Genomic DNA, 22,076 nt, shown 5'->3' on the forward strand with positions numbered 1-22,076 from the left:
GAAATTTTCAAGGTGCTTTCTGACATTCCAGAATATTGGGAAGAAGACACCTTATTGAAAAATAAAGTAATAGAAGATCTTCGTAATTATAAATTAGAATTGGTAGAACCTCTATTAACTAATGATGTTATTAAAGAGACATATTCTGTGAGGGTGTCTAATAATTATATATTTAAAATAGATGAGTTTATTAGTATGCTAAGATATAAAAACTATTTGGAAAATAGTTACACAAAATATAGTAATGAGATTGGATTAACCACTGAAGGAAAATATCTAAAATATAATTCAGATATTGTAATAGATTTTCCACATAAAGATTGTATTCTTGAAGGCGGCATGACAAATGAAGATACAAAAAGAAGTGAGATCTACTTACATTCTATATTAGCAAAAGAAGAGATAGATACACTATTGTCTCCTAAAGTAATGACCAATATTAAGAAATATAATAAGTATGGGATTGAAGATATAAATGAGTTTGATGAAGGGGAAAACCTTATATTAAAAGGTAATAACTTAATCGGCCTTCATTCTCTTAAATCTAGATATGCAGGAGAGGTTAAACAAATTTTCATTGATCCACCTTATTATTTTATAGAGAAGAAAAAAGACGATACATTCGGTTATAATTCAAATTTCAAGTTATCTACATGGCTTACTTTTATGAAGAATAGGCTAGAAGTTGCGAAAGATTTGCTTTCGGAAGACGGTTCAATATGGATATCTATTGATGATGATGGGTCACATTATTTAAAGGTACTATGTGATGGAATATTCGGCTCAAATAACTTTGTAGGAAATGTTATTTGGGAGAAAAAATTCTCACCACAAAATGATGCAACTTGGTTGTCAGACAGTCATGATCATATTTTAGTTTATGCAAAAAACAAAGAGATCTGGCGACCAAATTTACTTCCCCGAAGTGAAGAGATGAATAGCAGATATACCAATAGTGACAACGATCCAAGGGGACCCTGGACATCTGGTGACCTATCAGTGAAAACATATAGTGCAAATACAGACTATACTATCACTACTCCCTCAGGAAGGGAAGTCAATCCTCCCCCTGGATACTGTTGGAGAGTAACGAAAGAAAAATTAGAAGAAATGATTAATGATAAACGCATTTGGTTTGGAAAAGATGGTAATAATGTGCCCCGCATTAAACGCTTTTTAAGTGAAGTGAAAGACGGGGTTACTGCAATGACAATTTGGAAACATTCAGAAGTTGGGCACAACCAAGATGCTAAAAGAGAAGTGAATGCTTTGGATGATGTAGAGACCTTTTCAACCCCTAAACCTGAAAAATTGCTTCAACGTGTAATTCACTTAGGTTCAAACGAGGGAGATATTGTCTTGGATTTCTTTATGGGGTCAGCGACGACTCAAGCTGTGGCAATGAAGATGCAACGAAGATTTATTGGAATTGAACAAATGGACTATATTGAAAGTGTTTCAGTTCCCCGGTTACAAAAAGTAATAGCCGGTGAACAAGGGGGTATTTCAAAGGACTTAAATTGGCAAGGTGGAGGAAGCTTTGTCTACGCAGAAATGCTACCGTTAAATCAGCATTTTGTAAAGCGTATTCAAGGTACTGAAACAGATACCCAGCTTGAACGAGTTATTTTAGAGATGTTTCATAGTGCTTTTTTTGACTATAGAGTAAATCTTGATAAATTGACAAATGAGGAAAGTGGCTTTCATGCTTTAACATTCGAAGAAAAGAAAAAAGTGTTGATTAAGAGTTTGGATGCAAATCAAATGTATTTAGGATATTCCGAGATGGAAGATGATCAATATGTTTTTTCTATAGCTGATAAAAAATTCAACCGAATGTTTTATACAGGAAAGAACTTGGTGGTGAAGAATAATGAGCAATGAAATTCTTCATTCCCGTATAGAAAAACGCTTTAACGATATATTTGAAACGCCACCAGAAATACCTGATTATATATATTCAAATTTGAGTCATACCCTTCGCCCTTACCAGGAGGAGGCGTTGCGCCATTTTATATACACACAGCAATCAGATGCGGCTGATTTATCTTTTAATCACCTATTGTTTCATATGGCGACTGGTTCAGGAAAAACATTGGTATTAGCTTCAACAATTCTTTACTTGTTTAAAGAAAAAGGTCATCAAAATTTTATATTCTTCGTGAACAGTGATGCCATAATAAAAAAAACTTATGATAATTTAATGAATGTATCATCGCCTAAATACCTTTTTCGGCCAGAAGGTATTGTAATTGAAGGAAATCCAGTGACAATCCAGGTTGTTGATGTATTTCCTGTTCTACCTGCAAAACATACAATTTATTTAAAGCTAACAACGATTCAAAAACTGCATTCTGATTTAACTACTCCCCGTGAAAATGGACTTACTTATGAATCATTAAGTGAACTTGATTTAGTTTTATTAGCTGATGAAGCACATCATATCAATGCCTTAACGCGTAATGATAAAAAAAAGCTCAATACAAAAGAATTAGAAGAAAAAACATGGGAGAGCACTGTTTCAAGGTTATTAAGAAGAAACGTATCGAATAGACTAGTCGAGTACACTGCAACAATTGACCTAACAAATGATTCATTATTCCAGAAGTATCAGGATAAGATAGTTTTTCAATATGATTTGAAAAGATTTATGGAAGACGGATATTCAAAGAACGTAGTATTACTTCGTGCTAATGAAGATGACAAACAAAAGATGTTAAATAGCCTATTACTAAGTCAGTATCGCAAATACATAGGTAAAGAACATGGTATTCATTTAAAGCCGATAATCTTATTTAAATCAAATAAAATTGCAACTTCAATTGAAGCAAATAAAATCTTCTTGTCAATGGTAGAGGAAATGACAGTAGACCACTTGAAAAGAGTTATTGATAAAGGTGCAATAGTATATCAAAACCCAGAGAGTATATGGTATATGATGTTTAGGTATTATCAAAAAATAGATCTCAATAAGGTAGTAAATGACCTAAAATGGGAATTTACAAATGAAACTACATTGAATGCGAATGATTCTTCTTTTTTATCAGAAGGAAACGCACTATTATTGAATACTTTGGAAGATGATAATAATCCTATACGTACAATTTTTGCTGTGGCAAAACTTAATGAGGGATGGGATGTGTTAAATTTATTTGATATTGTTAGGATAAGTGAAGGATCTGCAAGTACTAAGACAACCACTGATAGTGAGGCACAGCTTATTGGGAGAGGAGCTAGATACTATCCGTTTACTACTAAAGGGAAACAGACATATACTCGCAAGTATGATTATGTAGGAAACGAATTGAAGGTCATTGAAACACTCCATTATCATACTATAAATGATAGTGCTTATATTAAGAATTTAGAAAAATCCTTAGAAGCAGCTAATATTCAAGTGAAAGAAGATCAGTTCGAACGAATGGTTGCAAAAATAAAACCTAACATTCGAAAAATGGATTTTTTTAAAAATGGGAAAATATACATTAATAAGCTTATTCCAACTTCAGCATCAGATTATCAATCTTTTACAGATTATAACGTTTCTCAAGTATATGATATTCAATATGAAACAGCAGTCGAGTATCAATATTTATCCGGCAGTACAATGACAGCAGGCATAAAAAGACATGAGGAAAAATTATTAGTCTCAAAAAGTATGTTACAAAAGGCAATCCAACGAAATTCCTTTTACCGATATGAGAATTTAAAAAATTTTATACCAAGTATTACAAGTATGAAGCAGTTTATAGAAGGGGAAGGGTTTTTAGGTGATCTAATGATCAATCTTTCACTTCCTTCATCCCTTAAAGCAGAAGATTTAACACCAGATGAAAAACTTTCTATTGTAGAACGATTTTTAACTTATGCAGAGAAGAATATTCGTTCAAATTATTTGAAAGAACGTGGTACACCAGTTTTTGAAGGAGTCGCATTTTCTAGTTTAGTGAATGACTACGTTGTTGAGATGAATAAAGTAAATCAGCGAGTTAGTAACGTAACACAAGTAATTCGTACAAGAAACATGAGAGACCATGATTGGTATATTTACGACCAAGCAATTGTGAATGGTTTAGAGAGTAATCTAATAGATTTTATTAATGATTATATCGATAAACTAAGAGAACGATATAATGAAGTATATCTGATTAGAAATGAAAGGAAAGTCAAAATTGTAGAGGTTGATGGAGTGCGGGGATTCATGCCTGATTTCCTTTTATACCTCAAGGATTCAGATTATACTTATCAGGTGTTTCTTGAACCCAAAGGAGATAACTTAAGAGAGCAAGACGAGTGGAAGCAGGAGTTTTTACTTTCCTTATCAGAAAGAGAAGAAGTGGAAGTCTTAAGTGAAAATGATCAAATCCGTTTGATTGGTATTAAATTTTACTCAGATGATAAAGAGTTAAAACAAGGTTTCCGTGAAGATTTTAAAGATAAGCTATTAAAATAAGAATTATTAAATAGAAGCAGCCAACAAAGAAATGTTGGCTGCTTTTAGTTTCATTAAGAACATTTAATATTCCATAAGGTTTAAAAGGTCATTCGCAAGTATCTTTGCACCATTGCCACCCTTAATATATTTTAATTCCCCATTGGATGACCAATCAATTTCAACTAGAACGTTTAATTTTTTAATGATCTTTGCTGAGTCTGGTTGATGAGATTTTTGAAGGAAATGTTCGTTAATCAATACGTTTCCAACAATGGAAATAGCCTTTAGAGAAATAATATGTGTTAATCTAAACAATTTATTATCAGCCCATTGTGTGGGCAATAATTCTCTAACAGCATTGAAATAAAATAAAGATAGACTCAGAATTCTTTCCTTAGGTAGATCAGCTAATTTAGATTTATTAACTAACAAAAGAACAATATGATATATATTTTGAAGAGTTATGTGTTTTTCTTTATTTCTCTTTCCAATTAAAGTTCCTTTTTTGTAAAAGGGACTTTCAGGATTGGTAATTAGGTTTGTAGCCACCCAACTAATATCATCATTATCCCGATTTAAATATCTACTTAAAGATGTTCCGATTCCTTTTGCTTTTGTGTTAATGGTATCGAAAAGTTTTATTTCCTCATCTTCATCTAAGTAGTGAAAAGCGAGGAATGGAACATTCAATGTAATGTTTGTGTCTGAAACATATTCTTTAATTCCACCTAATCTATGTTGACCATCCATTAAGCTTGCCTTTTTTGTACATATTAGACGTCCATATAAAGGACGAGTCTTATCGTAATATTGAAATTCCCAATTGCCTCCGGCGTTTAGTAAAATTGGAGTATATAAAGAATCTTCTCCTAAAGACAAATATTTTGCAAAATCCTTACAACGATTCTTATCGACGGGTCTCTGATAGCCTTTTCCTGTTGGTGAATTATAAGGTTTTGAGTAGGAAAGGTTTATTGCAGTTTGTGAAGGTAAGTTCCCCTGATAAGAAACTCTACCCCTCATTTTTGATTGTAATACATTTTCAATTACTATATTTGATGTTAAATAATTATTCATGTTGATCTCCTCTAATAAACATAGTATTTTCAAAATCAATAATAGTACTTTTAAGTACAAAAATCAAATAAAGTTATATTGTATGTATCTGTTTTGGGAGTTTTAACTGACCTACTCTAATTATAGAGGTGAGTTAAAATTGGAAAACATAGCGAAATTCGTTGGAATGAATATTAGAGAAATTAGAAAAAAAAAGAAGCTAACCCAAGATGAGTTAGCGGAAAGATCTAAGTTGCAAACATCATTTCTAGCTGGAGTGGAAAGAGGAGAGAGAAATATTACCCTTCAGACCCTTGAAAAGATTATAGATGGACTGGAAATTAACGTAGGGACTATATTTAATTATGATTCTATAAACATTGAAGACCAATACCTAGATAAAAAAGAGGTTTTGGATTTATTAGATAATATTTTGAATTCTAAATCAGAGCAAGAAATTAAGTTAATTTACAAAATAACTAAAGAAATTTTTACCGTATATGAAGATAAGTAGATTAGAAATTCGAGAGATTTAAATTCTTCTCATTTAAATCTCTCCTTAAACTTATTAGAAAGTTTATTTTCATTGTTTTTATTATTGATAGAAAGTATCTTATTCTCCTTAAGAGATGTAGTTTCCTCTTCTTTAATATTTGGGTAAAAACATAAAGGGTCATTAAAAATTTCTTTCATAGCTTTTTTTGCTAATGATTTAGTGCTTTCATTGGCTTCTGATAAAATGTAATAGAATAATTCAAAAAGGAGTTGCTGCTGTTCGCTTTTTTCCTTATTTAATTTTAAAACTTTGTCTTTGTATTTTGTTATTTCTTCTTGATATAAATTATTCTTATGTTTTAAGTTATTCTGAGTTTCCAGGCTTTTTTGTAACTGTTTTTCGATTGGCAATAATGAATTTAGCAAATCCTCTTTATTCTTATAGTCTCGGTTAATAATATTTGTAATGTTAGGTATTTGTTGTACTGTTGATTTATTCAGTTCGTGTGCAAATATTTGATTGGCTTCATCAACTTTTTTCCTTCCCAATCTCCCACTTTTTCTCCAGAAAGAATCAGATGTGTTCTTGTCTAAGCGACCCTGATCAACTAGCTTGTTAGCAAACTGATAGATATCTCCATATTTAATTTTTCCAGACAAGGCATTTTCGGTCTTGAAGAGATAAATTATTTCATCAACTTTTTCTTCACTAAGTTTTATTTTTCGTCCTACTTTACTCATTTTCAAAACCCTCTTTTATAAATAATGCCCTAAGATGGGAAATGCTTCTGATTTCTGAATTAATTTGGTTTGATAAAGTCTTTAGCTGTTGAATTGATTTGGGATTTGTATAGTTAATTCGATCGTTAATAATATTTTTATGTAGATTTTCTATGAATGCATGAAGTTCATGAATATGTTTTCTTCTTTTATATAAGACTTTTTTGATTTCATTAGATCTAATTAAAAACTCTTCAGGTTCAATTCTCCAGTGGCTACATAAAAGGCATTCCTCGGACTCGCACCTTTGCAAATTATCTGTACAGTAACCTATTTTTAGCTTGCCTTTGTAGTTAGAAGTAGGGGGGTGAAAAGCTTTTAGCTTAATTTCGTTAGGGATATGTTTGATAGATTCTTTACCTTCAAAGAATCGTAATTGTCTATGCCTACTTAGTAATTTGAACACTTCGCTATCAATCCAATATTCTAAATGTGAGGAATAGTGATATTGTGCACTTATAGTTTGATGGCCACCAAGTCGAGCAATTTCTACAGGGGAAATTCCCTGCATCATTAGCGAGGTGAAAGCAAGGTGTCTGGTATCATTAGGGCTAACTTGATTTCCTCTTTTAATATTACAGTTGTACTTGTCATTTATTATCTCTTTGTAGAATTTAGTAATTAGTCTTTGTAAATTTTCTCTATTAAAATTCCTAATAACTCTTTTTTGTCTCTTTCGCCTGTTTGAGGAATCAGTCCATATTAGAGAAGGGTAGGAAATCAAAGTGTTAGTTTCTCCAAAAGGCTCAGTCTCTTTTATATAAGAGTTAATAATCTCATACATTTCCTTTGAAATAGCAACAGTGTCTATTATTTGTACATTACGCTTATTTATAGATTTCAATTTTCTTCTTGGTAAACGAATAAAATAATTATTATCATTCTTAATTAAGCAATTCCTCTCAATAGAAGCAAATTCAACACTTCGCATTGGTATAATATTTGTGAGTCTCCACCATAATAAAATTGGGTAATAAAGGATCTTTTCTTTTTGTCTATTATTTTTTGTTCCTTCTTCGCTTCTATCATCTAGTAATTGTAAAAAATACTTATCCAGGTAATATGAAAATGTTAATATTTCTTTTGAAGGAGGAAGTTTCCGTATACCTCGAGTAAATTTTAACTTTTGATTTATTTCATGTAATTTTGGTATATAAACTTCTCCATTTTTTAAATCACTAAAATCCAAAAAATTTAGAGTAGAAGTAATTATCGTGATTTTAGCGTTATTATTAACTTGAGACAAATGAAGCCATCTAATAAAAGGGTCTACACCTCTCTCATCTAATCCATTAGACTGCTCGTAGCCCATTAAAAAATAATGATATTGATGGTAAACAGTTGTTGTTTTAAAATTATTTAATTGTTCTGAGACCCAACATTTAACTATTAGCACTATATCTAAGGATTTATTAGCGAATCTAAACCTATTAAAATCCAATGTATGTGTTCTTCCTTTAGAATTAGGATTGGCTAGCACCCAGATGTCTTCATCAAAACTCCTTGATAGAAAAACTTCCATATTTATTAGTTCTGCAATTGTTTGTTTTGCACTCTCTAAAGTCTCTAATAATGAAAATGAAGATTCCGAAAATGTTTCTAACTCTTTAACAGCTGATTGGTTTAAGTTTAAATTACTCATACTTCTCCTTTACTAAGTTGGTTTATATGTTAAGTAATTTTTTAAATCATAATTACCTGTAACGTCATCTAATAAGTCTAATAAATTAAAATATCCTTCTTTATTTCCTTTGAAAAATTGAAATACTTCTTCTTGGCCAAACTCCACACAGGCTTCGAAAAGGATATCTATCTCTCTAAATAGAAGGTTAGCTAATTTTATTTTCTCAGTATCATATAGTGTATTTTGAAAGTCCTTAGAGAAATTAATTAATAGCTGACTTATACTTTCAGTTATTGCAGATAAAGCATAAAAATTAGGAATGGAGTATGCACACCTTCTACAGTTTTCAAAAGGTTTTATACATCCAGTTTCAGAGAGTAAGCATTGAAAGTTCTCTTCTTTACTTGGTAATAATTCACAGTCAATTTTAAATAAAAAATCAAGTACTTCTTCCTTTCCCATACTTAGCACCATATCCATAATAGTTTTTTTCTCAGATAATATAGAATTTATAAAGCCGGAAGTTACTTCAATTCCATATATTCCACCCATTATCTTATTTATTTCCACTATGTTATTAGTTTTTTGATTGTATGTTAGGGAACTGTCATTAAGTGTATCTAAAAACAAGCTTGGAATATATCCAAAGTGGTTACGCTTAAACAATTGTCTACTAAGGTAATTAAATTCGTTTTCAGGAATCTTTATGTAAATATTAGTAGATTCCTGATCTTTGTGTGCTCTTAAACGCTGAGCTACTTCAAGTGCAGCTCCACCATGGCCATTGTTTACTAATAAACTATACATAAACGAAAGGAGAGTTCTATTAAATTTTCGATTTTCGAATATAAATGATTTATCAACAAAGTTTGAAAAGAACTTTTTTTGAGATTTTCTTGAAAATTTTTGATTTTTATTTCCGAAATCTATCAAATGATTTTTAATAGTTGATGATTGGTTATTAATAAGCTGACATATTATAGCTGCTGTTGCTAGTGGGATTTTTAGCTCTTCTGAACAAAAGAATTGATTAGTTACATTTGTTTTTGAAACGGTTAGATTCATTGTGATTATCTGATTTATTATCTGTTGTGCTTGTTTTAAGGACAAGTTAATATCTTTAAATTGCTCTAAAGAATTTATGTTTAGTTCCTTTAATTCGATACAAGGAAGAGTGCAAATATCTTGGTGACGCCAAGCATTATTAAGATGCATCATCACATAAAACCAAGAAGATGCATAGTAGGTATTAGTTTGGTTATTTTTGGTATCCATTGCATCTTCTATTGCTATTTTTTTATGCTTATCTATATTTATGACATAATCGAATATCTTTTTATATTCTTCATAGGTATATATCTCTTTTGCTTTTTCATTTTCTGGTGTTTCTTTTTTATAAGGGTTCCAAATTTTTTTAATATTAATTAGTGGTAATTTTCGTATGGAAAGTTCATCACTTAATTTATTTAGGAAGCCATAGAAAGCATGCTGATGGGTTATAGGGACGTTATCTCTAAAAAGGGCAAAATTGATCTCGGTTGTCTGCTTTTTATAAAGCTCTTCGTCATTAAGGAAAGAAGTTAGTCTTTTTGAGCAGTTTACTAACTTCGGGATCGTTGTTGGCGATGTATTAGTACTGGAAGATTCTAATTTTTCCATACAGTAATTCATCCATTGTTCATAAGTGAAAGTGTTTTTTTCTAAGAAATCGCATGATTCAATTTTAATCCTATGTAAAAAAACTTCTTTGGGATTGGTAAGCTCTAATTCTGAAATCTGTCTTTTTATTTGATGGTTATTAATATAAGGTTCTATGTCACTTTTAAGATAAAAGTGCATGCTACTTCTAGTGTTGAAAGCAGCTCTAATTAAAGTAGATACTTTACAAGCTTTAAATCTTTGAAGATTAATGTATTTTGCTCCTAATTTATTGTAAATGTAACTTGACGTATAGTATTTTTCTTTGGCATTTGTCTGAATTTCCAACAATTTATCTATATCACCTTTAAAATAAATTGTGGTACCTTGGTAATACTCAAAACTAAGTTGTTCCTCTTTCCGTATGTGTACCATCTGGCCTTGGGTTGCACTGAGCAATGATTTTACTTGACCAAAATTATAGTAGTTGCATAGTTTAGAATTATCTTTTTCTATTACATTGGCTGCTAATGGGTGAGGGCTGTTTTCAAACAATTGTTCAATTTCTTTTTTATTGAACAGAGATAAGGTGTAGTGAAGTGTTAATCTTTTAATTTTAAATCTCTTCACAAGTCTGTTGAGTGTATTAATTTCTAACTGATAATCCTTGACAATCTGGTTATTGGAGATATGATCTAATAAAAATTGATCAAAAGATTTTCGGTGAATATATAATGTTTCGGACTGAATAGGTATTTCATAATATTTCACATCAATATTTTTCTGATAACATATATGTAATAAGTTTGGAATTAAACTTTTACTTAACTGACTAATATTAAACTGTTTAATTCCTAATAACTTTGTTACTTTAGTTATCATATAATAATCATTTTTTAGTATTAATACTTCTTCAGCATATTCATTTAATGTGCGTTCTTCTACAAAAACAACATTGTCAGAATTTGTGTAATATTTAATATGTCCTGCTTTAGCAATTCTTAATAATGACTCTACATTACTAGCTATATGTTTGTACCTTTTATCTTTAATAACTCTTGCAGCAACTAGCCAGGTATGATTATCATTTAGATAGTCATCTTTATTAACGTTTATTTTTAGTGTTTTATAATCACTTAAATAAATAAACCTAGAACGTGGGGTTAAAGGAGTCTCACATATATTCAATTCAACGAGCTTTTGTTGATACAAACTTTCTGAAATTCCCAACTGATTTAACACATCTATCTTATGAATAAAGGTATTAAAGAAATTATTATAATCTTGCTTGCTAACATATTCTTTATTCATAAACATTTTGATAGTCAATTTCAAACAACTGTTTTTAATTAATGCTAATTTATAAATGTTTTTTGGTGTAGTCTTATTTAATTTGAAGACTTTTTCAATAAAGTATAAGAAGGACACATGATTATCAAAGAATTCTTTTTCAACTTTCTTATGATTCTCTAATTGCACAATTGAAACGTAGGATACTTCTTCTTCTTTGAGAACGGTAATAAATCCATATTGCTCTAACTTCTGAATATTAAAACGTGTCAATTCCAAGTATGAATACCGTGGGTTAGTACTTATCTGATTAATAGTAACTAAATCTTGTTTCACGTTTCTCTTTACCATCCTTCGGATTAGTTTTGAAAAGAGTATTTTGGTTATAAGAAGCATTTTTCATATCATTAATAGCTTTGTTTATTAATTCAGTTGATAATTTTTGATCAACATAAGCCATAGATGAATTTATATTTCTATCCCCTCTTGCAATAGCTATTTGAGTAACGGTTAATCCCATGTCTAAAAGGAAATTTGTGAATATACCTCTGCCAATATGTGTCCCCCAATAAGCTTCAGTAAATACTTTATATTCACTGAAACGATTAGCCTCCAATAATGATGCAAGAAAGTACTTTTTAACTTTTTTAAACCTTCGTTCATAAACTTTTCCAGACATTGGTTTTCCGTCAGTGTCTACAAAGAAAGAGAACGGGTTCTTTATCATTTTTTGTTCACTTTTATATTCTAATGCTTTTATATGTTCATCGTAGGTCTCCCAGACCAAGTCAGTATCTATAATGGTTTGAACACATAGGTTTGATTGAAGATAGTTTAATCGCTTTGGGTATTCACTTTTAGTATCTTTTAAGTGTTTAAATAATTTTTCTCTATTATCTCTAATCTCAACATTAATGGAATTGCGATAATTAACTAAAATATCCCCTCTAGTTAGATTTACAATCTCTCCTCTTCTCAATCCCCCGAAAAATTGTAAGCAGATCCCAAAGGCAATGTCTGGTGTTATTTCTCTTGCTATATTAATGAATTGGTAGGTTAGCTCATATCGGTTTTCTCCGAAGTCTTTTAGTTTAGACCTCTTGTCCGGTCTAACTCTCTTAGATGGAACTTTTGTTTGTAACTGTGCTCCTCTAAAGATATTAGTTTTATTTATTTCTGAATGTGTTCCTGGTTTTTCTGGTAAGTCTATATGGAGAAAGCTTACTTCTTTTAAGTAGTAATAGAATGTAGTTAGTATTCTTTCGTATTGAGTGACTGTAGAATAGCTTAAGCCTTTAGAAGTTAGGTGGGATATAAACATGCTACCGTGCTTTAAATTCAAACCATAAATCCCACTTTCAATGAGGGGAGAAAAGTGCATGTCTTCTTGGTGGATTTGAGAATTTACAAAGTTTAGAAACCTGCATACTACATATGCTGGGAGTGTTTGCGAGTTTAATGATCTACCAACTAGCTCATATTTAATCCTTATAAAGTCTGTTAATGGGTGAGGGAAGTATAATCCTGATTCCTTATCAATTAACCCTATACAGATAACCTTTTTTGTTCTAATCTGTCCTCTTTCATAATCTCGAACTCTTATTTCTTTAACTATATATTTGTATTTGTTCGAAGTGATTAACATTGAAACCTCCCCCAAATAGTATTGTCTACATTTTACCATAATAACGCCCATCTAAATCTATAATTGGGCAATAAATAACTTCATGAAAGCCTTTTATTTCGAAGAAATTCCCCTAAAAGTATCCAGATGAAAAGAAAATCGCTCAAAGTTATACCTATATGTGTCCACAATCACCCCTCGGGCGATCCTGCGCCAAGTCGTGAAGATATTGAAGTGACGAAAAGATTGGTAGAGTGTGGTAAGATAATAGGGATTGAAGTGTTGGATCACCTTATTATTGGTGAAAAAAAATACGTCAGTTTAAAAGAAAAAGGCTATTTATGATACTATGATTTTTTAGATTGTTACGCTATAATGAGAGTTATGATTTTTTTCATTTAAAACCAAAAAAATTCATGTGACACATTGAATGGACCATTATATATTTCGTATCAGAAAGGGAGATACAACGAATGTTTGGATTTGGAACGAGAGATTTAGGAATTGACTTAGGTACCGCAAATACCCTTGTATATGTAAAGGGGAAGGGTATTGTTGTACGTGAACCATCTGTTGTAGCAATGGAAACAGTCTCAAAACAAATTTTAGCAGTAGGAAATGATGCTAAAAATATGATCGGACGTACACCGGGAAATGTAGTAGCTCGTCGACCAATGAAAGATGGTGTTATTGCTGACTACGATACGACAGCTGCAATGATGAAATATTATATAAAGCAAGCAATGAAAAATAAAAGTATCTTTGCAGGTAAGCCTTATGTCATGGTATGTGTTCCAACAGGCATTACTCATGTTGAAAAACGAGCAGTCATTGATGCAACAAGACAAGCTGGTGCTCGTGATGCTTATCCAATTGAAGAACCCTTTGCGGCTGCTATTGGCGCAAATTTGCCTGTATGGGAACCAACTGGTAGTATGGTTGTCGATATCGGTGGTGGGACGACGGAAGTTGCGATTATTTCACTAGGCGGGATTGTCGAAAGCCAATCGATTCGTGTGGCTGGAGATGAAATGGATGATGCTATCACAAATTATATCCGCAAGACGTATAATTTGATGATTGGTGAAAGAACATCTGAAGCGATAAAAATGGAAGTAGGCTCTGCTGGAGATGCAGATGGAGTCGAAGATATGCAAATTCGTGGACGAGATCTTCTTACTGGGCTACCGAAGACGATGGAAATTACCGCTGAAGAAATTGCTGGCGCTTTAAAAGATACGGTTTATTCTATCGTTGATGCAGTTAAAAACACCTTAGAGAAGACACCTCCAGAGCTAGCAGCAGATATTATGGATAGAGGTATTGTATTAACGGGTGGTGGTGCATTGTTAAGGAACCTCGATAAGGTCATTAGTCGAGAAACCAATATGCCTGTAATGATTGCTGAGGATCCACTAGATTGCGTTGCAATTGGAACAGGTAAATCATTAGATCATATTGATCTGTTTAAAAATAAACTTAAAGATTCACGCTAATTTACTAGACTGAGGTGTTACTTTCATGCCACCGTTCTTTCTGAATAAGCGCCTGATTGTTTTACTCGTGAGCATAATCCTTCTTGTGGCATTGCTTGGATTTTCTTTAAAAGAGCGAGAAAACATTCCCTGGCCTGAACAATTTGTAAAAGATATTGTTGGTTTTGGACAATCTATTGTTTCTAAGCCCGCTTCCTACGTAGCGGGCTTCTTTGAAGATACGGTAGAATTACAAAATACATACAATGAAAATCAAAAATTGAAATCTCGTCTTGAGGAATTTGCCACCCTAGAAACAAAAGTCAAAGATTTAGAACAAGATAATGAAGAACTCAGACTTGCGTTAGATATTCAAGATGACTTAAGAGCATATGAAGCAATACATTCTACCGTAGTTGCAAGAAATCCTGATCAATGGGAAGCTATGATTACGATCGATAAGGGCTCCGTTCACGGGGTAAAAGATGACATGGCCATTCGTACCGCGCAAGGGTTAATTGGTAAAGTGAAAGATGCAAATAAATTTTCATCTACTGTTGAATTGTTAACGTCATCTAATCCACGGAACCGAGTGTCCGCTATTGTGCAAGGAGATGAGAACGACTACGGGTGGATTATTGGGTACGATGAGGAAAAGCAAAAACTTATACTCACAATTGTTCCTTATGACAAAGAAATTAAAGAGGGTCAACAAGTCATCACGTCTGGACTTGGAGGGGTTTTTCCTAAAGGATTGCCTATAGGTAAAGTGACAGAGGTAGCGGTTGATAAGTTAGGCCTTACGAAAACAGCTTACATTGAACCGAATGCAGATTTTTATGATTTAGAACATGTTTACGTGATTCAACGTCAAATTGGTGTGACAGATGAGGAGAATGAAGAATGAGACGATTTGTTCTCCCTATAGTCGCGACTTTGATTTTTTATAGCGAGAGTCTATTTGTTCAATTATTTTCATCAGAAATATTCGGGCAGCACGGTGTAGTCGTTCCACATTTCTTGTTAATACTCCTTTTATTTATTGGTATTTATAAGGGGCAGAAAACAGGTTTTGTGTATGCAATCATTTTTGGTTTTCTATTTGATTTTTATTTTACTGGGATAATCGGCATATATTTGTATTTGTTTCCTATCGTGGTTTATCTCGTTTCGCAGATTATGAAGCTATTTGATGCAAACGTAATCGTAACGTCAATTGTGTCGTTTCTAGGGATCATTCTGATGGATTTTGCAGTGTTTGAATTGTATTCATTGCTTCAAAAAACGAGCCTTTCCCATACGCAATTTGTGGAGTGGCGGTTACTTCCAACCATGATAGTCAATGCGATAGCTTTAATTCTGATGAGCATGCCACTAAAAACACTACTGTTAAAATTAAAGAAAATTCAAGAAGAAGAGTAGTGTAGTATTTTTGATAAAAAAAAGGAATTTCATTTGCATTTGTCGAATTAAAAGACGACTGAGGTGAACATTGCGCCATGAAGAAAAAACAAAATGTCATGATTAAAGGTACAAAAGAAGGATTAACTCTTCATCTTAATGATTCGTGCTCCTTTGAAGAGCTAAAACGTGAATTAGATTTGAAGTTATCAGCTCATTATCATGACCATGATGATACTCCACTGATAACGGTGAATATCGAAACAGGCAATCGGTACTTAACAGATGTACAACAAGAAGAAGTAAAAGAACTTGTTCGTAAAAAAAGAAAACTTGTTGTAGAAGACATTACTAGCAATGTCATCACAAAAAAAGAAGCGCAAAAAGCGAAAGAAGAAGACGAAATTACTTCTATTGTTGGCATTGTTCGCTCGGGGCAAGTGGTAGAAGTGCCAGGAGATTTACTTTTAGTTGGGGATGTAAATCCAGGAGGAATGATTATGGCCTCTGGAAATATATATGTCATGGGCTCATTAAAAGGAATAGCTCATGCAGGCTGTTACGGGAAAAAAAATAGTGTAATAGTAGCCTCTAAAATGATTCCTACTCAACTTAGAATTGCAAATTGTTTAAATAGAGCTCCAGACTCTGCTGATGAAGAAAGTTCTCATGAGATGGAGTGTGCTTTGATAAATAGGAATGATCAGATTATTGTTGATCGCCTACAAGTATTAAAACATCTACGACCAGAGATTACCAGTTTTAAAGGGGGGGACACACATGGGTGAAGCCATTGTCATTACGTCTGGAAAAGGCGGTGTCGGTAAAACAACCACATCTGCTAACGTCGGTACGGCACTAGCTTTACAAGGGAAAAAGGTCTGTTTAGTTGATACAGATATTGGATTGAGAAATTTAGACGTTGTCATGGGTTTAGAAAATAGAATTATCTATGACCTCGTTGATGTAGTACAAGAGCGTTGCAAGATTCATCAAGCACTTGTAAAAGACAAGCGTTTTGATGATAAATTATTTCTCCTTCCTGCTGCTCAAACGAGTGATAAAACAGCTGTTTCTCCTGAGCAAATGAAAAAACTTATTGATAATTTAAAACAAGACTACGACTATATTATCATTGATTGCCCTGCAGGAATTGAGCAAGGGTATAAAAATGCCGTCGCAGGTGCAGACCGGGCCATTGTTGTTACAACACCTGAAATATCTGCTGTGAGAGATGCAGACCGCATTATTGGCTTGTTAGAAAAAGAAAATATTGAACCACCTAAATTGGTGATAAATCGAATTCGTACCCATATGATGAATGCCGGAGATATATTAGATGTGGATGAAATTACTGCGCATCTCTCAATCGATTTAATCGGGATCGTCGCAGATGACGATAATGTCATTTTATCTTCCAATAAAGGTGAACCTATTGCAATGGATCCAACGAGTAAAGCAGCGATTGCTTACCGTAATATTGCTCGTCGAATTCTAGGAGAATCTGTTCCACTTCAGGTATTAGATGGAAATAAGTCGGGCGTATTTACGAAAATCAAAAAGTTCTTTGGAGCGAAAGTATAGAAAAAAATTCCTTCGAGATCATCGGAGGATTTTTTCATTGGAAGGAGTAGAACAACAAGTGGCACATGGACTAATTCATCATGTAGAACTATATGTATCAAATCTCAAATCCTCTGAAGCATTCTGGGGTTGGTTTTTGGCGGAATTGGGATACTCAAAATATCAGAAGTGGGATAAAGGGGTTAGCTTCAAGCTAGATGAGACGTATTTGGTGTTTGTTGAAGTTAATGAGAAATATATTGATCCTCCTTATCATCGCTGCAGAGTGGGGTTAAATCATCTCGCCTTTCATGCTGAATCACGTGAACAGGTTGATGAGATAACACAGAAGTTGCTTGATAAAGACCACCGCATTCTTTATCAAGATCGACATCCCTTTGCAGGAGGCGATGAATATTATGCAGTGTTTTTCGAAGATCCTGATCGTATGAAAGTTGAATTGGTTGCACCGTTTTCACAGGAGAAGAATTGAAATAACTGAAATTAACTTGAGAGGAGCTTCTAAGGGGAAGTTCCTTTTTTTAGTGGTTTCCGTACCTAACTTCCGCTGCCTTTAGTTTTTTGTATGCCTTTCACAACGTCAAAAAGGTGAATCCGCTTATAATCCGCTTATAAACCGATTCCTGCTTGACGACAGAGATTGTCTCTATCTTTCTGACATATTGATTACGGACAAGTCATACATTAGAACAAACTAGTGAAAGGGAATGGTGAGGGATGAGTAATCGTGCAGATGAAATTCGTAAACAATTAGCGAGAAAAATCAAGAGTAAGTCAGGAAATTCCTCTCAATACGATGAGCTTATGCCAACCGATGAGGAACGCTACGGGGGGGAACGTTTTTCATCGTATGTCTCGGAACCACCGATGTCCACTCACCCCTTATTTAACAAAGAAACATTCTTATTAAAGCTTTTACTTTCTGCTGTGATGGTATTGTCTGTTGGAATTTTATATAAAAACTCCTCGCCTGCGTTAGAAGAAGCTCGGTCGTATGTTCAATCGACCATGGGAAATGAATTTCAATTTGCTGCAGTATCAGCTTGGTATGAAGAGCAGTTCGGTAAGCCTCTTTCTTTTATTCCTAAACAGGATGCCTCGAACAGTCCGCTTCCTGTGACTACTCCAGATTATGCGGTTCCTGCGTCAGGAAAAATTATTGAGGATTTTGATCATAATGGAAAAGGGGTCATGGTCGAAACGGGGATGAATGAAAAGGTTAAAGCGTTGAAAGGTGGCTTTGTACTGTTTGCTGGAAAAAATGAAGAGTTTGGCAATATGGTAATCCTTCAACATAGTGATAAGTCAGAATCCTGGTATGGAAATTTAGAAAATATTGAAGTAGATCAATATAGTTATGTCGAGATTGGAAGTCCTGTTGGGCAGGTGAAAAATAACGAAGACTCCGGTGAATTTTATTTTGCCATAAAACAAGAGAATGACTTTATTGATCCGATTCAGGTGATGACCTTTGAATAGGATAGGGGATTTGTTCAGAAAGGTATACATTCATCCGCTGTTGTGGCTTGTCATTGGCATTTCTATCGCTACAGGTTATTTTATAGATGTTCTTCTTGTTCTAGGCATTTTGTTTATTCATGAGCTAGGACATGGGGTTGTCGCCCATGTTTTTTCTTGGAGAATAAAACGAATTGCTCTCCTTCCGTTCGGAGGGGTTGCTGAAATGGATGAATTTGGCAATCGGAGTCAAAAAGAAGAGTTGCTTGTTGTTCTTGCTGGGCCGCTTCAACACGTGTGGCTGCTTGTGCTCGGATGGGGGATGTATTCGCTGGGCTGGATTTCACCGTATTATTATGAAACCTTTAAGTTGTATAATTGGATGATACTTTTATTTAACTTGTTACCGATTTGGCCGCTAGACGGTGGGAAGCTTGTAAATATCGTGTTGCACTCGTTTATGCCGTTTATGGAGGCCTACAAATGGAGTGTTTTGACCTCAACGGGACTACTAGTCCTTCTGCATGGTTACGTTTTGTTTCAATTTCCTTATCACCTGCATTTATGGATTGTGATGACTTTTTTGTATTTTTCACTTTGGTTAGAATGGAAACAAAGGTATTACATTCATATGAAATTTTTACTTGAGCGCTATTATGGAAAAAAAACTAGCGTGAGTAGGTTAAGGCCAATGAAGGTACAATCGGATGAGCCGCTTCTACACGTTCTTCAACGATTTTATAAAGGGTATAAACATCCAGTCATTGTGATGGAAAATGGTCGTGAGGCAGGAGAACTAGATGAAAATGAACTACTTCACGCCTTTTTTACAGATAAACGAACTATGGCTAAAACGAAGGATTTGTTGTATCTTTATTGATAAGAATCAATCGATGTATAGAGATTGATTGAAACAAAGAAACAAGCTAGTGAATCACTAGCTTGTTTCTTTGTTTCAGGCTCTTTTCGAATCCAGTGTTGCTAATGAAATGATTCATCGATGAACTCCTTTCAAAAGTAGTCGAAAAGATGTCGAGTAACCTATCCATTTAACGGAAAATAAGCTGCGGCGAAAACATACTTAAATGAAAAAATATAAATTTGTAAGGCTCTTTTCGAATTCATTGTGGCTATTTAATCATATTTTTGATTAAATCTTCCATTTCGCTGTTAATTTCCCTCAAAAATAGACGAAATGATGCCCGGTACAAGGCTATATCATTGATGATCACCTGATTCGAAAAGCCACAAACTCTGCGAAAACAGCCTTATTGAAAGAAGTGATTATCATTCAACATTTACTTATTAATGCAAAAGCAAGAGAAAAGCGATGGGCCCTCATTGAGGATGGAAATCTTTTTGATTGGGGATTTAATCGAGATGAGGAGCAATCGCTTGTTGGCCATATTTATTATGGAATTGTTACGAAAGTAGTACCTGGACTAAATGCAGCTTTTATTGATTTTGGCGGAAATAAGCAAGGTTTTTTATATCGAGACGAGACGATAGCGTACGTACAGTCCACACTATCTGACCGTGAAAAAAAGGCATTAACGATTGGGAAATGTGTTCATCAAGGAGAAAAAGTCATTGTTCAAGTAAAAAAAGATGGAACTGAAACGAAAGGACCAAAGCTTTCCATGATTGTGGAGTGGAGTGGAGAGAAAGCTGTTTATATGCCTCATGGAAGGTATATAGCTGTGTCGAAGAAAGGAAGCAACGTCGAGCGAGAGGATTGGCGAGAAAAAGCCGAGAGCTGGAAGTCAGAGGAAGAAGGTATGATCATTCGGACCGGTGCATTTAATGTTTCGGAAGACCTCGTCCTTGAAGAACTAACTGTTCTCAAAGCTCAAAGTCAACAGGCTGTCGCAAATTTATCAACAAAAAAACCACCAATTCTTCTTTACAAACAAGATGTGTTTATGCGCTCAATTATAGAAATGATAAGAAAACATCCAGGAGTTCATGTAATCTGTGATGATCAAATGTTATTAAATAAATTGAAGAATAAGGATCTTCTGAGCTCATGCACGTATGAGTGGTATCAAGGAAATGAGAATATTTTCGCTACCTTTGGTATAGAGTCCGATCTTTTGAAGTTATTAAAGAAAATTGTCTGGCTTGAAAACGGTGCGTATATCATCATTGAAAAAACAGAAGCAATGACCATTATTGATGTCAACACCGGGAAATTCACAGGGAAAGATGGGTTAGCAAATACCGTCTTTAAAACGAATAAATGGGCCGCAAAGGAGATTGCTAAACAAATTCTTCTAAGAAATTTGAGTGGGATCATTTTAATTGATTTTATTGATATGAAGGATGAAAATCAACGTAGTGAAATAAGTAAAACGTTAAAAATAGCACTGGTTCAGGATCCTTTACATACTAGGATTATCGGTTTCACGGAGCTGGGGATTTTACAGCTTACTCGCAAGAAAACAAGTCAAGATATAGGGGACTCTTACACATCGACCTGCCCGACTTGCACAGGTATGGGGGTGATTGTCAGCGCAGAGACAGTGGCTTATCGAATGGAAAGAGAGCTTTGGGAGTATGAGCGCAACGAATCGACTACAATAAAAGTAGAAACAACAAAAGAAGTGAAAAAGTTTTTTTGTGGAGAAAAGGACGCTCATTTACACCGTATTCAGGGAAGCCTAGGCAAAAAGGTGGTATTTAGCCTAGTGGAGTCAGATGTCCCAGCCTATTCTATTATTCGGTCGAGTGATGAAAGAGATGATGAATTGAAATCATAGTATTGACATGACCGTTAAAAATATGATAGGATTCTACTGTTATTGATTGTAGCACCCGTGCTACAACCGCACATTCCAGGTTATAAGTTTTTGCATTGCAAAACGCCTGTGATTGGCGAGTCTGAGTTTATAAGGAGGTGCCATGTATGTACGCAATTATTGAAACTGGCGGAAAACAAATCAAAGTAGAAGAAGGTCAAGCAATCTACATTGAAAAGTTAAACGGAGCAGAAGGAGATTCTGTTACTTTTGACAAAGTTTTATTCGTAGGCGGAGACGATGTAAAAGTAGGAAGTCCATTAGTGGACGGTGCTACCGTTACAGCGAAAGTTGAAAAGCAAGGTCGTGCTAAAAAGATCGTTGTTTTTAAATATAAGCCAAAGAAAAACTACCGTCGTAAGCAAGGTCATCGTCAACCATACACTAAAGTCGTGATCGAAAAGATCAACGCTTAAGG

18 protein-coding genes, 1 pseudogene and 1 other annotated feature are annotated in these 22,076 nt (G+C 33.8%); of the genes and pseudogenes, 14 read left to right on the top strand and 5 right to left on the bottom strand.

Features of this window, described 5'->3' with window-relative positions:
* The first annotated feature begins 12 nt into the window (after positions 1-12).
* Positions 13-1,884: a DNA methyltransferase gene (locus tag U8D43_RS01520; protein ID WP_335869194.1), complete on the top strand. Its 1,872-nt coding sequence runs from the start codon at positions 13-15 to the stop codon at positions 1,882-1,884.
* Positions 1,874-4,453 (top strand): DEAD/DEAH box helicase family protein, encoded by a 2,580-nt coding sequence (locus U8D43_RS01525; RefSeq protein ID WP_335869195.1) that lies wholly within the window; start codon positions 1,874-1,876, stop codon positions 4,451-4,453. Before U8D43_RS01520 ends, U8D43_RS01525 begins: the two co-directional genes overlap by 11 nt.
* A gap of 63 nt (positions 4,454-4,516) precedes the next feature.
* On the opposite strand, the gene U8D43_RS01530 is transcribed toward U8D43_RS01525, so the two are convergent.
* Positions 4,517-5,512 (bottom strand): DGQHR domain-containing protein, encoded by a 996-nt coding sequence (locus U8D43_RS01530; RefSeq protein ID WP_335869196.1) that lies wholly within the window; start codon positions 5,510-5,512, stop codon positions 4,517-4,519.
* 139 nt (positions 5,513-5,651) lie between these two features.
* Between U8D43_RS01530 and U8D43_RS01535 the strand changes: the two genes are divergently transcribed.
* Positions 5,652-6,005, top strand: a complete 354-nt coding sequence (locus U8D43_RS01535) for a helix-turn-helix domain-containing protein (protein ID WP_335869197.1) — start codon at positions 5,652-5,654, stop codon at positions 6,003-6,005.
* 29 nt (positions 6,006-6,034) lie between these two features.
* On the opposite strand, the gene U8D43_RS01540 is transcribed toward U8D43_RS01535, so the two are convergent.
* From U8D43_RS01540 to U8D43_RS01555, 4 genes are read right to left on the bottom strand one after another with little or no spacing between them, the layout of a single operon-like run.
* A complete protein-coding gene (locus U8D43_RS01540; RefSeq protein WP_335869198.1) occupies positions 6,035-6,727 on the bottom strand; it encodes a hypothetical protein in 693 nt (230 codons plus the stop codon).
* Positions 6,720-8,408 (bottom strand): site-specific integrase, encoded by a 1,689-nt coding sequence (locus U8D43_RS01545; RefSeq protein ID WP_335869199.1) that lies wholly within the window; start codon positions 8,406-8,408, stop codon positions 6,720-6,722. The genes U8D43_RS01540 and U8D43_RS01545 overlap by 8 nt, the downstream gene beginning before the upstream one ends.
* 12 nt (positions 8,409-8,420) lie before the next feature.
* Positions 8,421-11,654, bottom strand: coding sequence for a hypothetical protein (locus tag U8D43_RS01550; protein ID WP_335869200.1), 3,234 nt, complete (start codon positions 11,652-11,654; stop codon positions 8,421-8,423).
* Positions 11,629-12,963, bottom strand: coding sequence for a site-specific integrase (locus U8D43_RS01555; protein ID WP_335869201.1), 1,335 nt, complete (start codon positions 12,961-12,963; stop codon positions 11,629-11,631). The genes U8D43_RS01550 and U8D43_RS01555 overlap by 26 nt, the downstream gene beginning before the upstream one ends.
* A gap of 156 nt (positions 12,964-13,119) precedes the next feature.
* Between U8D43_RS01555 and U8D43_RS01560 the strand changes: the two are divergent.
* The 11 genes and pseudogenes from U8D43_RS01560 to rplU all read left to right on the top strand — a co-directional run.
* Positions 13,120-13,287, top strand: a pseudogene (locus U8D43_RS01560) (JAB domain-containing protein); the annotation flags it as partial.
* 128 nt (positions 13,288-13,415) lie between these two features.
* Positions 13,416-14,438, top strand: a complete 1,023-nt coding sequence (locus U8D43_RS01565; protein ID WP_335869202.1) for a rod shape-determining protein — start codon at positions 13,416-13,418, stop codon at positions 14,436-14,438.
* 25 nt (positions 14,439-14,463) lie between these two features.
* The gene (mreC, locus tag U8D43_RS01570) at positions 14,464-15,324 is read left to right on the top strand and encodes a rod shape-determining protein MreC (RefSeq protein ID WP_335869203.1); all 861 of its coding nucleotides are present in this window, start codon (positions 14,464-14,466) and stop codon (positions 15,322-15,324) included.
* A complete protein-coding gene (mreD, locus tag U8D43_RS01575; protein ID WP_335869204.1) occupies positions 15,321-15,839 on the top strand; it encodes a rod shape-determining protein MreD in 519 nt (172 codons plus the stop codon). Before mreC ends, mreD begins: the two co-directional genes overlap by 4 nt.
* Positions 15,840-15,916: 77 nt before the next feature.
* On the top strand, positions 15,917-16,606 hold the full coding sequence (minC, locus tag U8D43_RS01580; protein WP_335869205.1) for a septum site-determining protein MinC: 690 nt from the start codon (positions 15,917-15,919) through the stop codon (positions 16,604-16,606).
* Complete coding sequence (minD, locus tag U8D43_RS01585; RefSeq protein WP_335869206.1) at positions 16,599-17,402, top strand: septum site-determining protein MinD; 804 nt, start codon at positions 16,599-16,601, stop codon at positions 17,400-17,402. Before minC ends, minD begins: the two co-directional genes overlap by 8 nt.
* Positions 17,403-17,475: 73 nt before the next feature.
* Positions 17,476-17,874: a VOC family protein gene (locus tag U8D43_RS01590; RefSeq protein WP_335869385.1), complete on the top strand. Its 399-nt coding sequence runs from the start codon at positions 17,476-17,478 to the stop codon at positions 17,872-17,874.
* Between the two features lie 245 nt (positions 17,875-18,119).
* A complete protein-coding gene (locus U8D43_RS01595; RefSeq protein WP_335869207.1) occupies positions 18,120-18,881 on the top strand; it encodes a peptidoglycan DD-metalloendopeptidase family protein in 762 nt (253 codons plus the stop codon).
* On the top strand, positions 18,874-19,740 hold the full coding sequence (locus tag U8D43_RS01600) for a M50 family metallopeptidase (RefSeq protein ID WP_335869208.1): 867 nt from the start codon (positions 18,874-18,876) through the stop codon (positions 19,738-19,740). Before U8D43_RS01595 ends, U8D43_RS01600 begins: the two co-directional genes overlap by 8 nt.
* Positions 19,741-20,140: 400 nt before the next feature.
* The gene (locus tag U8D43_RS01605; protein ID WP_335869386.1) at positions 20,141-21,619 is read left to right on the top strand and encodes an Rne/Rng family ribonuclease; all 1,479 of its coding nucleotides are present in this window, start codon (positions 20,141-20,143) and stop codon (positions 21,617-21,619) included.
* Between the two features lie 54 nt (positions 21,620-21,673).
* Positions 21,674-21,752: a sequence feature (ribosomal protein L21 leader region), on the top strand.
* Between the two features lie 13 nt (positions 21,753-21,765).
* Positions 21,766-22,074 carry a 50S ribosomal protein L21 gene (rplU, locus tag U8D43_RS01610; RefSeq protein WP_335869209.1) on the top strand — a complete coding sequence of 103 codons (309 nt, stop codon included), beginning with the start codon at positions 21,766-21,768 and terminating at the stop codon, positions 22,072-22,074.
* Positions 22,075-22,076 lie beyond the last annotated feature (2 nt).

Origin of the sequence: Bacillus sp. 2205SS5-2 (genome assembly GCF_037024155.1) — a bacterium.
In the GTDB taxonomy this organism is placed as follows: domain Bacteria; phylum Bacillota; class Bacilli; order Bacillales; family Bacillaceae_K; genus Bacillus_CI.